The 12,916-nt window shown below is 30.1% G+C and carries 9 protein-coding genes; 2 read left to right on the forward strand and 7 right to left on the reverse strand.

The window, feature by feature from the left end; translation table 11 throughout:
- Positions 1–46: 46 nt before the first annotated feature.
- The 3 genes from ACK2WO_RS00205 to ACK2WO_RS00215 form a co-directional block, all read right to left on the reverse strand.
- Positions 47–721 carry a YczE/YyaS/YitT family protein gene (locus ACK2WO_RS00205; protein WP_414698032.1) on the reverse strand — a complete coding sequence of 225 codons (675 nt, stop codon included), beginning with the start codon at positions 719–721 and terminating at the stop codon, positions 47–49.
- Between the two features lie 362 nt (positions 722–1,083).
- Positions 1,084–2,229 carry a tetratricopeptide repeat protein gene (locus ACK2WO_RS00210; protein ID WP_178412174.1) on the reverse strand — a complete coding sequence of 382 codons (1,146 nt, stop codon included), beginning with the start codon at positions 2,227–2,229 and terminating at the stop codon, positions 1,084–1,086.
- A 35-nt stretch (positions 2,230–2,264) separates the two neighbouring features.
- Positions 2,265–4,019, reverse strand: a complete 1,755-nt coding sequence (locus ACK2WO_RS00215; RefSeq protein WP_414698033.1) for a B12-binding domain-containing radical SAM protein — start codon at positions 4,017–4,019, stop codon at positions 2,265–2,267.
- 173 nt (positions 4,020–4,192) lie between these two features.
- Here ACK2WO_RS00215 and ACK2WO_RS00220 point away from each other — a divergent pair, with 173 nt between their 5' ends.
- Positions 4,193–4,396, forward strand: a complete 204-nt coding sequence (locus tag ACK2WO_RS00220; protein ID WP_178412176.1) for a hypothetical protein — start codon at positions 4,193–4,195, stop codon at positions 4,394–4,396.
- Between the two features lie 6 nt (positions 4,397–4,402).
- On the opposite strand, the gene ACK2WO_RS00225 is transcribed toward ACK2WO_RS00220, so the two are convergent.
- The 4 genes from ACK2WO_RS00225 to ACK2WO_RS00240 all read right to left on the reverse strand — a co-directional run bounded on the left by ACK2WO_RS00225 (position 4,403) and on the right by ACK2WO_RS00240 (position 10,476).
- Positions 4,403–5,329 (reverse strand): hypothetical protein, encoded by a 927-nt coding sequence (locus ACK2WO_RS00225; RefSeq protein ID WP_414698034.1) that lies wholly within the window; start codon positions 5,327–5,329, stop codon positions 4,403–4,405.
- Between the two features lie 79 nt (positions 5,330–5,408).
- Positions 5,409–7,106 carry an arginine--tRNA ligase gene (gene argS, locus ACK2WO_RS00230; RefSeq protein ID WP_414698035.1) on the reverse strand — a complete coding sequence of 566 codons (1,698 nt, stop codon included), beginning with the start codon at positions 7,104–7,106 and terminating at the stop codon, positions 5,409–5,411.
- Positions 7,107–7,287: 181 nt separating this feature from the next.
- Positions 7,288–7,743, reverse strand: coding sequence for a DUF523 domain-containing protein (locus ACK2WO_RS00235; protein ID WP_201416737.1), 456 nt, complete (start codon positions 7,741–7,743; stop codon positions 7,288–7,290).
- Positions 7,744–8,094: 351 nt separating this feature from the next.
- The gene (locus ACK2WO_RS00240) at positions 8,095–10,476 is read right to left on the reverse strand and encodes an endonuclease MutS2 (RefSeq protein ID WP_414698036.1); all 2,382 of its coding nucleotides are present in this window, start codon (positions 10,474–10,476) and stop codon (positions 8,095–8,097) included.
- Positions 10,477–10,776: 300 nt separating this feature from the next.
- Here ACK2WO_RS00240 and ACK2WO_RS00245 point away from each other — a divergent pair, with 300 nt between their 5' ends.
- Positions 10,777–12,237 carry an aminoacyl-histidine dipeptidase gene (locus ACK2WO_RS00245; protein ID WP_414698037.1) on the forward strand — a complete coding sequence of 487 codons (1,461 nt, stop codon included), beginning with the start codon at positions 10,777–10,779 and terminating at the stop codon, positions 12,235–12,237.
- Positions 12,238–12,916: the final 679 nt, after the last annotated feature.

Genomic DNA, 12,916 nt, shown 5'->3' on the forward strand with positions numbered 1-12,916 from the left:
CTACACCTCCAAATGCATTTTTTATGATAAATATTATTAAAATATTTTATCCTATGTTTTCTCTTTTATCCTTAGATATTAAAAATTCTATATATTTATGTTTTACTTCTTTAGCATCAAATTTAACTATTTTAAATACAATCCGCATAACAACACCCATTCCAAATGCACTTATAATAGTTCCAATACCTACTGGACCTCCTAAGAAATAACCTATAATAAGCACTATTACCTCTATACAACTTCTTATAAATCCAATTGGTTTTCCAGTTCTTCTATGGAATAAAAGCATCATTCCATCTCTAGGCCCTGATCCCATTGCAGCTCCTATATACCACCACATACATATAGAAAGTAGTATAAGTCCCATTATTACCATAAACACGCTCATTAAAAATCCATTAGTATGAGGAACAAAATCCAAGTACATTATTAAATCTATAAACAATCCAAAAAATATCATGTTTAAAACTGTTCCCCAGCCGATATACTCTCCAGAAATCTGGTCTAAAATTATAACCATTAAAGATACTATTATAGATGCCTGACCTATAGTAATTCCTAACTTTTGAGAAATACCTATATGTAAAACATCCCAAGGTGCAACCCCTATATTTGCATTAATCATAAACACCGTACCTGTCGCACCAATAAAAAATCCAGCAAACAGCCTAATAAACCTAAACAAACTTATCTTTTCCTTTTTACCACCGTTTTCCAAAATAACTACCCTCTCCCTAAAAAAAATTCTATTAATATAAGTTTATAACTTTTTCGTAAATAAGTAAATTACAAGAAAAAATATACGATGATTTATTTATAAAACTCAAAAATGATTAAACATTTTCAAAATTTATAGATATTTCCTACGCCTCTTATTATTTTTCTCGTACAAAATGCTTGCTTAAGAGAATTAACAATAAATATAGATGAGTTTAATAATGTAAACAAAAAAATAATAACTATTTATCGCACGACAATCTGCAGATGGATGACAATTCCTTGATTTTTCAAGGATTTCAGTCATCCATCGAAGCCTGGAGGCGAAAATAGTTATTATTTTTTGTTTTTAATATTAATTTTTTATCTATATTTATTTAATTCTCTTAAACAAGCATTTGTAACCTCATCCATTGGATCAAGTTCATAAGCTCTTTCTATGTAATAAGCTGCATCGTCCATATTTCCATTGTTGAAATATGCCATACCTAAGTTACATAATATCTCAGGATCTTCTTTTCTAAGTTTAGCAGCCTTTTCAAAGTACTCTATAGCTCCTTCAAGGTTGTATTTCTGAGCTTCTAAAAGTCCCATTTCAACAAGAGTATCAACCTGAGTTGGTCTTAATACTAGTATTTTTTCAAAGTATTTCTGAGCATTTTCAATATCAGCCATACCTTTATATCCTAGTGCTATCATGAATAATAAATTCCACCAATCTGGGAACTCATCTTCTAATGGAAGAAGTTTTTCTAATCCTTCTTCACATTTTCCTGAAAGAACTAAAGTGTATCCTTCTTCATACTGAACTTTGTAGTCCATCTTACCTAAGTTATCCTGAATTTCAGCTACTATATCGTCATCTAATTCTAATTTTAAAGCTTCTTCCCAAGTTAATTTAGATTTTATATACTGGTCCTGATTATAGTAGTGGTATCCTAACTGATAATAAGCTAGACCAAAGTTTGGATCTATATTTATTACTCTTTCTAATTTATCAAGTGCATCAAGTAAAAAGTCATTTACTGCTTTTGCATCTTCATCTTTTTTGTACTGTTCTGCTATCTGCTGACAGATTATAGCATAATGATATAGCCCATTTACATCTTCTGGGTATTTATTTACTAGTGATTTCATGTATATTAATGAATCAGTGTACTCACCTATTTCAAAGTATTTATTAGACATATATCCCATATATGCTTTTAAATCTAAGTCTAATCCTTTAGCAAGTGCTTCTATAAATTTATCATATTCTTCATTGTATTTGAATGTAGAATCTATACCCATTATATAAATCATTGCATCTGCTATAGACATAGAGTTTAAACTTTCCTGTGCAGTTTTATCCTTTATCCCTTTAACAAGAACCTCATTTTTTATTGGAACATCAAGTCCTTCTGCAGGAATATCGTATCCTTTTATTTTGAAATCCCCGTCTGCTTTAAGAGTTATAAAAGCAAGCTCATCTGTTTTTTTAAGAAGGTATTTTTCTATTTTATATTTCATATTTATTCACCTTTCCTTTTTATTTGTATATTCAACTAAATTTCCACTCTATACGATAGAGATTTTTCAAATATCTTTGAAATATCATAATCGAACATCACTATATTGTCAATCTTTTCAGGATTTATCATAATATTTTCTTTTAATGCCTCTACATCATATCTAAATGGCTCAAATTGAACATATTTTATTATCATTTTTGCTGGTGTATCGAAGTGCTTTGGAATATACTTCTTAACATTTTCGTCATCCTGAAGGAATACATGGCATCTATTTTTAAAGTCCTCAGGATAATTTCTAACAAAGAAATCTGGCACATTGCTAGTTTTTCCAAGAGATACATAATCGTATTTTAAAATATCTCTAAATAATTCTATATCCTCACCTATTTTTTCTTCATAAAAATCTAATAAAATTTTGTAGTTCTGATTTTTTCCCTGTCCAGCATCAAAATATCCATTTGAGTCATGATACTCGGCAAATTCTTCATAGAATTTAAATGGAGACTCTCTGTAATATCTCTTTACAATAAATTCCATAGACATTCTAAAGTTTCCTGAGTTGTAGTATCTTTCAACCATCTCCTCAATATCTTTTAATTTTAATATTTCTCCATAAGAAATATATTTATTAGATAAAACCTCGTAAGGTGGATATGATTTATACTCAAACCCATGCATATCAGCCATTTTTCTTATTCCTGTTCCCTTAATCATCTTTAAGAATCCTAGCTGTAGCTGCTCTATTCCTAAGTTATATACATCATTAAATGATTTCTCAAACCCTTTATAGCCTTCATAAGGTAATCCTGCTATTAAATCTAAGTGCTGATGTATATTTTTATAAGATTCTATCTGTTTTACAACTTTAGATAATTTTACAAAATCGTCTTTTCTTCCACATGCCTCAAGTACATTTTGGTCTGTAGACTGAACACCTATTTCAAATTGGAATAAACCTGGCTTACAGTCTTTTAAAAATTCCAACATCTCATCGTCAATTAAATGAGCCGTTACCTCAAAATGATACGTCGTAAATCCGTTATCATTTTCCATAAGGAATTTCATTATATCCATAGCGGTTTTTTTCTTAGCATTAAATGTTCTATCTATAAACTTTATCTGGGCAACTCTAGCATCTATAAGATTTTTTAAATCTTTTTTAACTCTATCTAAACTAAAGTATCTAAGACCTTTAATTGCTGACGATAAGCAGTACTGACAGTTAAATGGACATCCTCTCGAAGATTCATAGTAAACTATTCTATTTTCGTATTCTTTAGGATCCATATTATCGTATGGACTAGGTATTAAGTCTAAGTCCTGTAGATAAGGTCTTTCTTCATTTACTACAACTTTTTCTCCATCTCTCCAAACAAGACCTTTTATATCAGCTGCATTCATTTTATCATTTAGCATTAGGCACACATCTCTAAATGTAACCTCACCTTCTCCATAAAGGATATAATCTATAAAGTTATGCTCTTTCATTAAGTTTTCGCTATCATAACTAACTTCTGGTCCACCTAGACCTATTATAAGATTCGGCATAACTTTTTTTAAATTCTCACAAAGGCTCATTATATCTACAACATTCCAGATATACACTGAGAAGAACACAGCATCGTGCCCACCTTTGTATATATCTTTTAAAATATAATCAGCTTGGTTATTTATCGTATATTCTCTTATTTCTGTTTCTTGCACATCTTTTGCAAATTCTTTTAAATATCTTATCGCTAAATTTGTGTGTATAAATTTAGAGTTAAGGGTTGTAAGCAATATCTTCAAAAAATCACCCTCCAAAAAATTATTTTTTATTTTATTTGTGCAATATTTTTATCTAATTTACTTTAATACTGCAATATTCTCATCTTTCCTTGTATTTTACGCTTTATTTTATTATTATAATAATTGTAGGTAATATATTATAATCGTCTATTTTGACAGAAAGGATAGCTAACATGGAAAAGTTTGAAAAAGTTTCACTTAATGATTTATCTGTTCAAGACCTTCTTCTAATAATAAAAGCACTTGAATACACTCACGAAAATACTAAACTAAATGTATTCGGCGACCTTAGAAATAATCTTGTAAAAGAACTTTGTTTCCTTACTGAAACAACTGAGTCTGAATTTCTTTCTTATATAGAATCTTTATCAGAGTAACTTTTATTATGATTTTTTTAAAAATCTAAAGCAATACTCTCCTGATTTAGATACTACATTTATTTTTAATAAATTTCCATTTATACTTTTTGATTTTACTGTAAGTTTGTTTAATATAGGGTCTTGAATCGAATCACCTTCATTTAATGCAATAATCTCTAGAGGATTTGCCTTAGCATTATACTCTTTTTTATTAATTTTATACTTTTTAAGTTTTACAGTATAATCTGCCATGGAATTTACAAAGTCTATATTCTCTATTTCTGTTGAAGCACTTTGACCTAATAGTGAGAATAGGACTTTTTTTATTGAATTTATATCTGTACTTTCATCCCTATCCTCTACATATATATCAAAAATAGCATCCAATAATCCAGAGCATATATCATCACTCGAATCTCTTTTTCCATCCTTGTACTCATCTATCATTTTTATAAGAGATATTCTATACATCTGGAACTTTACAACTTCCGATTTTTCCATATCTATATTTAGTGAAATTAATCTTTCTTTTATAGAATCCATTATCTCTTCATATTCAACAATTGGATTTTTTATTAAAAGGTGCACTAATTCACTATAAATAAGTGCAGCTATTAAATATTCACTATATTTTTTATCAATCTTAAAATACATTACATATTTTTTTACAAGCTCAATAAGCTCTCTATCACATTTTTCACCGTCATTATTTCCAAGTATGACTGGTAGAAAAATATTTAAAAGATTTTCTTTATTGTACTCCGCTCCATAAAATTTATAGTATCTAAGCTCATCCCTAAGTCTATTATTGTCTATATATAAATATCTTTGCTTAAAATCATCTATCAAACATTTTGTATTTACTATCATCAGCATTTTTATTATATCACTATCTGTGTCAAACGCACTTATATACGCATTTTTGATAATATTATCAATTTGATTTTCCATAATTTCACCTCTAATTTAAAAAAAGAGGCTTATAAAAATAAACCTCTCTCTTTACTCTAAACTACTTTAAATCTAAAAACTACATTTTGTGTGGTGCATGCATTCCTAATAATGCAAGACCATTTTCTATTGACTGTCTTGTAGCTTCAACAAGAGCAAGTCTTGCTTTTCTTAATTCTGCATCGTCTACAAGTATTGGGTTGTCATGATAGAATTTGTTGAATGCCTGAGCAAGATCCAGTACAAATCTTGTTACTATATGAGGCTCATTTTTCTTCATTGATGCAAGTATGCATTTGTTGAATGATTCTATAACTTTTAGAACTTCTGAACTTCCTTCATCTGAAAGTAAGCTGTAATCTATATCAGAAGTAACTTCTTCACCAGCTTTTCTTAATACTGCACAACATCTAGCATGAGTGTACTGAACATAAGGTCCAGTTTCTCCATCAAAGCTAAGTGTTTTATCCCAAGAGAATGTATAGTCTTTTATTCTACTATTTGATAATTCCTGGAATACAACAGCTCCTACACCTACCTGTTTAGCTATTTCATCAACATTTTCAGCGTTAGGATTTTTAGTAAGTATTATATCTTTAGTTTTTTCTATTGCCTGTTTTAAAACATCTTCAAGGAATACTACTCTACCTTTTCTAGTAGACATTGTCCCACTTTCAAGTGCAACCATCCCAAATGGAACGTGAACAAGGTCTTTAGACCATTCGTATCCCATAAGTTCTAATACTTTGAATAGCTGCTGGAAGTGAAGTGCCTGCTGAGAACCAACTACATATAAACATTTGTCGAAATCATAATTTTCTTTTCTGTATATAGCAGCTGCTAAATCTCTTGTCATATATAATGTTGAACCGTCTTTTTTAGTTATAAGAGCTGGAGTTAAATTATATTCATCAAGATTTACTATATTTGTTCCTTCAGATTCTTCTAGTAATCCTTTTTCTTTTATTAAATCTATTACTCTATCCATTTTATCTGAATAGAAACTTTCTCCTGCGTATGAATCGAATTCTATGTCTAAAAGATCATAAACTCTTGAGAATTCTTTTAAACTTTCATCTCTGAACCACTGCCATAAAGCTTTAGCTTCTTCATCACCATTTTCAAGTTTTGTAAACCATGCTCTAGCTTCATCTTCCATTTCTGGATGTACTTCGGCTTCATCGTGGAATCTTACGTATAATTTTAATAATTCTGGTATTGGGTTGCTTTCTACTGTTTCTTTATCTCCCCATAATTTGAACGCTACTATTAATTTACCAAACTGTGTTCCGTAGTCTCCAAGGTGGTTTATTCTAACCATATTGTATCCCTGAGAATTGTATATTTTGTATAGTGCATTACCTATAACAGTAGTTCTTATATGCCCTATATGGAATGGTTTTGCTATATTAGGAGAAGAGAAGTCAACTACAACAGTTTTTCCTTTTCCTAATTCACTTTTACCGTAGTTTTCTTTTTCAGTAAGAACTTTATTTATAACTGTTTCAGCTAATTTTGATTTATCAACGAAGAAGTTTACATATCCTCCTAGCTGAACAACTTTTGATATAGACCCATTTGGTTCTATTTTACCAGCTATATCTTCTGCTATCATATTTGGAGCTTTTCTAAATATTTTAGCTAATTTAAAGCAAGGGAATGCATAATCTCCCATTTCTTTATTAGGTGGTATTTCTATAAAGCTCTGTATTTCTTCTAAAGTAAGGTCTTCTATCTGTTCTTTTAGAGCAGAAGCGACTTCAAATTTAAAATCCATTATTTCTTCCTCCTCAAATATTTTCTTTATATATTATTAATTTTCTTTATATTTTTCCGTACAAAAATCATAATTTCCCGATTTTACATACTTACACTTATCTCTCTATGTTAAAACAATTTCAACTATTTTTCAAGGTGTTTAGAGAATTTAATCATTCATTTTTTCTTTTTCTATTTATTTACTTTTGAGCTTCTAAGTCCTTCTCACTAATCGCTTTTATTCCGTTCATTTCAAATAGAGCTGCAGTTACTCCTTTTCCTTCTTTTTTTATTCCTTTAAATTCTCCATTGTGTATTTTATTAACACCACAAGAAGGACTTCCCTCCTTCAATATCGCCAACTCTACATCGTATTTTTTTGCCTCTTCTAAGCTAACCTCTGCACCCTTCATATACTCTTTTGTAACATCTACTCCTACTCTAGATATAACCTTACAATTTCCATCTATTACATCTTTTCCTTCTCCACCTATTATCTCTGCAGGCTCTCTCGGAGTAGAAAGACCTCCTGTACACTCTGGGCAAATAGTTATGTATTCCTTTCCCTCTAAATAACTTAAAACAGCCTCATTTCTATTATTTCCACCACTGTACTTACAATTTTCTCCAACTAAACAAGCTGATACAACTATCATAAAACATCCTCCAAATCTATATTAAGCTTAATAAAAAATATCTTTCTCATATACTAATTATACCTTTATATGCACGCCCTTGTCCTAAAATATTTTCCTAACAAACCCTTTTAAAAGTAAACTTTATTAATAAATATTCTCTTTATTTAATCATTAAAAGCTATTTCATATAGTTATAAGGTACAATTTAATAACATTAAAATAATTTTATTATATAGAAAAAAGGTGATGTTCAATCAAACAGCAACAATCTACAGACGATTTTTACATTATCCTCGAACAACGTTCGAGGTATAGAAAATCGTCGAAGCCTGGCGCGTTTGATGAACCTCACCTTTTTCTTTAAATATATTATTTTAATGTTACGATTGTGACACCTACGCCACCTTCACCGTATCCACCTTGTCTTTTTTTCTTAACATGCTTATTCTTTTTAAGAACATCCTGAAGTCCTGTCTTTAGTACCCCTGTACCAACACCATGTATTACTGTTACCTGCTCTAAACCTGCAACTGTAGCATCATCAAGATATTTTTCAAGTTCAAGAGTTGCTTCTTCAAGATTCATTCCTCTTAAATCTACTTCTCCTTTAACTCTTCCTGATTTTGCTTTTATTACATTTCTAGTTTTCTTAGTAACTGTAGTGTGTTGCTGATTCTTAATTTTCTGAAGCGACTTATATGGAAGTGTCATTTTCATTATACCAATTTGGACAACTGCCTCTTTCTTTTTATCATCTGCTGAAACAACTGTACCCTCCTGGTTAAGTGTTATTACTCTTACATCTTCCCCAGCCTTTAAATTTTTAATTTCTTTTGATGCTACTTTTGGAACTATCATACTCTTAACAGTAGGCTGTAAACTTCCCATTGAATCCGTCAATTCTTTTCTAAGCTGTTCAATCTGTCTACTCTTTTCTTTTGAAGCTCTTTCCTGTTCTAATTCTTTAAGACGTTTTATTATTTCATCTACTTCTTCTTTTGCCTGTCTTGTTATAGAGAATGCTTCACTTCTAGCTTTTTCTATCATCTTTTCTCTCTGATTAGTTAATTTTTCTAGCTTTTCAGCTTCTGCATCTCTTATCATCTGTATTTCAGTTTTTAATTTTTCAGCTTCTGCCCTATCTTCTTCTGCCTTTATTCTATTCTTTTCAACATTCTGAAGAAGGTCTTCAAGCTCTATATTTTCTGTATTTATAAATTCTTTTGCTCTATCTATTATATAATCTCTAAGTCCTAGCTTTCTTGATATTTCAAATGCATTTGATTTTCCAGGTACTCCTATAAGAAGTTTGTATGTTGGGCTAAGTGTCTCTACATCAAACTCAACAGCAGCATTTTCAACACCTTTTTTAGTAAGTGCATAGTTTTTAAGTTCACTGTAGTGAGTTGTAGCTATGCATTTTGCTCCAGCCATTTTAACATCTTCAAGTATTGCAATAGCTAGTGCTGCACCTTCTACTGGGTCTGTTCCTGCTCCAAGTTCGTCAAATATAACTAGCGAATCTTCTGTAACCTTATCTAATATAGATACTATTCTAGTCATATGAGACGAGAATGTAGATAAACTCTGCTCTATACTCTGTTCATCACCTATATCTGCAAATATATTATCGTATACACACATACTACTTCCAAAATCTGCTGGTATATGTAGACCACTCTGAGTCATAAGTGCAAATAGACCGACAGTTTTAATAGTTACTGTCTTACCACCTGTATTTGGCCCTGTTATAACTAATGTATGGAATTCATCGCCTAAATATATTGTATTTGCTACAACTTTTTTAGGATCTAATAGCGGATGACGTCCATTTTTTATTACAAAGTTTTTATCTTTATTTAGCTTAGGGTCTATACCTTTCATCTCAAGAGATAATTTTCCTTTTGCAAATATAAAGTCTATTTTTTCTAATATCTCCTGGTTTGAGATTATTTCTCTAGCTATTTCTCCTATCATTTTTGATAACTCAGCTAAAATTCTCTCTATTTCTTCTTGTTCATCTAACTTTAATTTTCTAAGTTCATTATTCATTTCAACTATACTCATAGGTTCGATAAATAATGTGGCTCCTGAAGAAGATTGGTCATGTACTATACCAGATACAACAGATCTATATTCTGCCTTTACTGGTACAACAAATCTATCCCCTCTCATAGAAATAATACTGTCTTGTAAATACTTCTGATATGTAGCTGAAGATATTATTGAATTTAATTTAGATCTTATAGACTGATTTTTTTGAACGATTTTTCTTCTTATGTCTCTTAGTGTAGATGATGCACTGTCTGCTATTTCTAATTCACTTATTATAGCATTGTATACCGCATCTTCTATTTCTCTATGTATATAGAGAGATGTAGCTAAAGACTGGATTATTGGGTAGTTGAAATCCTCTTCTTCTCCATCTCCAGATAAACTATTCGCAAGTACTCTGGCTGCTCTTAAAGTGTCTGCAACCATAAGTAAACTTCCTGGATCAAGAGATGCTCCTATTTCTGCTCTCTTTACCTTATCTAAAACATCATGTATTCCTCCAAGACTTACATGCCCTCTCTTGATTAAAATAGATTGAGCTTCTGTAGTTTCCTGTAATCTATACTTTACTTCTTCAAAATCAGAACTTGGTTCTAACTTTTCAATCTTATTAAGTCCTAAAGAAGATGATGCTTTGGTTTTTAAAATATCTATTATCTTATCAAACTCAAGAACTTTGAATGATTTATTATCCATACTATCCCCTCTTTTCAAATTTTTTTAAATTTATTAATTTAAAATTTTTATGGTTTAAATTTAATTTATTTTATAATTTCTTACGAAACGTTGAATTTACAGACATATTAAGAAAATCGTTTTTTCTTTTTTAAAAAATTTTCAGATTTTGATATAAATTTTGACGTTTTTCAATGTTTTTTTTTCTATTTTGTATTATACTGTTAGTGTAGCTATTTAATATTATACATAAACATATAAAGTTTGTATAATACAAAAGCAATTTTATTTATTATTATTTTATTCAGGAGGACTTTACAAATGTCAAATGTATTAGGACACTTAGAACCAAAAAAAGTTTTTGCTAACTTTGAAGCAATGAACCAGATACCAAGAGCTTCTTATCATGAAGAAGCAGTTAGTAACTGGTTAAAAGAATTCGGTGAAAAATTAGGATTAGAAACTATCCAGGATAAATCTGGTAACATCATAATAAGAAAACCAGCTACTCCAGGATATGAAAACTGCCCAGGTGTTATACTTCAGGGACACATGGACATGGTTCCAGTTAGAGGAAAAGGATCTAACCACAACTTCGATACTGATCCAATAGAAATGAGAATAGTTGACGATATGATATACGCTAACAACACTACTCTAGGTGCTGACAACGGTATAGCAGTTGCTATGTCTTTAGCTATATTAGAATCTGATGATTTAAAACACCCAGCATTAGAAGCTGTTTTCACAGTTAATGAGGAAAGCGGAATGACTGGTGCTTATGCTCTAGATACTTCTTTATTAAAAGGTAAATACCTTCTAAACATAGACTCTGAAGAAGAAGGATGCTTCACTATAGGATGTGCTGGTGGTAAAACTCCACTTATAACATTAGACAGAGAATTCAAAGATGCTTGCAGCTGCAAAAAAGCTTTAAAATTCGCTGTTACTGATTTACTTGGTGGACATTCAGGACAGGAAATACAGTTACAGAGAGCTAATGCAACTAAATTAGTTGTAAGAATGTTAAATATGCTTTCAGTTGAATATGATTTAGCTGACTTAACTGGTGGTACTATGCACAATGCTATACCAAACCATGCAGAAGCAGTTATATTAGTTTCTGATGTTGATGCTGCTAAAGCTGAATTAGAAGAATTATTCAACAAAATGAGAGCTGAATTCGCAGTTTCTGAACCTCACATGAACTTATTATTTGAAGATGCTTCAGTTGAAAAAGTTTATACTGATGAATTCAAAACAAAATTATTAACATTATTAACATTATTACCACACGGTGTAAATTCTTACACAGTTAACGAAGATGGTACTCTTGATACTTCTCTTCCAGAAAGTTCAACAAACATGGCTATAGTTGAAAACGCAGGAGATCAGGTTAAAGTTACTTTCTCTATAAGAAGTGCTAAAGAAACTATAAAAGAAGAATTAGCTAAAAGAGCTGAATTATTAGCTGCTGATTTAGGATGCAAATTCGAAATAATAGCAGGATACCCAGCTTGGGAAGTAATACCTCACTCTACTATAGAAAAAATATGTACAGATTCTTGGGTTAAAATAACTGGTAAAACTCCAGCTATAATAGCTATACATGCAGGACTTGAATGTGGTCTTCTTCTTGACAAAATGGAAGGTGTAGAAGCTATATCTATAGGACCAGATATGTTCGATGTTCACTCTGAAAAAGAACATTTAAGCATACCATCAACTAAAAACTGCTACGAATTCGTTCTAGATGTATTAGAATCTATGAACCAGTACTAAAATTGACGGTACATACAAATTTAAAACTGAATAAATAATAGCTTAAAAGGGATTGTCTCTTCAATTTATTGATGATACAATCTCTTTTTTATTTAACTATTTTATATATTTTTATATGGACTTTATTTTTATAAGATTTTATATGCATTATATATAGCTTTTCATCTTTATATTTTAATAGCTTTAATCTTATTATGTAATTGCTCAAAAAATAAAAAATAGACACCATCTCTTTCAGTTGATTTAACTTCTGAGATGGTGTCTATAATATATCACCGTTTTTCTTTATTATCATATTTTTACCTTTCCTTTTCCACAATCTATATTAATTTTAATTGTAATATTATTTTATTTATCATCTAATAAAATCGTTTAATTTATATCTCTGCTTAGATGATTTTATCTATTTTATCAATCTGTTATACTTTATAACATTTGTTAGTTTATAACGAATCTCTATTTAAGATTCACTTGCTTTACCCTTTAGTTTTAACTACTTTGTACTGCTCTGTAAATTTACTTACTATCTTGGAGGTTTTGTTTGTAATGGCTATTTTAAACTATCATACAATCTTTATTAAATTTTTAACTTTTCATTGGACTCACCACTTTCTTTTTATATTAGCTACTTTAGCTTAAGTAAGATAATTTTTATTCTTTATTTATATGAAAAAGTGTT

This window comes from Peptacetobacter sp. AB845 (assembly GCF_047528295.1).
GTDB lineage: Bacteria > Bacillota > Clostridia > Peptostreptococcales > Peptostreptococcaceae > Peptacetobacter.

Excerpts from the sequence above, each read along its gene's own strand:
- ACK2WO_RS00210 (WP_178412174.1), bottom strand. The coding sequence starts at position 2,229 with ATGAAATATAAAATAGAAAAATACCTTCTTAAAAAAACAGATGAGCTT.
- ACK2WO_RS00240 (WP_414698036.1), bottom strand. The coding sequence starts at position 10,476 with ATGGATAATAAATCATTCAAAGTTCTTGAGTTTGATAAGATAATAGAT.
- ACK2WO_RS00220 (WP_178412176.1), top strand. The coding sequence starts at position 4,193 with ATGGAAAAGTTTGAAAAAGTTTCACTTAATGATTTATCTGTTCAAGAC.
- ACK2WO_RS00245 (WP_414698037.1), top strand. The coding sequence starts at position 10,777 with ATGTCAAATGTATTAGGACACTTAGAACCAAAAAAAGTTTTTGCTAAC.
- argS (WP_414698035.1), bottom strand. The coding sequence starts at position 7,106 with ATGGATTTTAAATTTGAAGTCGCTTCTGCTCTAAAAGAACAGATAGAA.
- ACK2WO_RS00225 (WP_414698034.1), bottom strand. The coding sequence starts at position 5,329 with ATGGAAAATCAAATTGATAATATTATCAAAAATGCGTATATAAGTGCG.
- ACK2WO_RS00235 (WP_201416737.1), bottom strand. The coding sequence starts at position 7,743 with ATGATAGTTGTATCAGCTTGTTTAGTTGGAGAAAATTGTAAGTACAGT.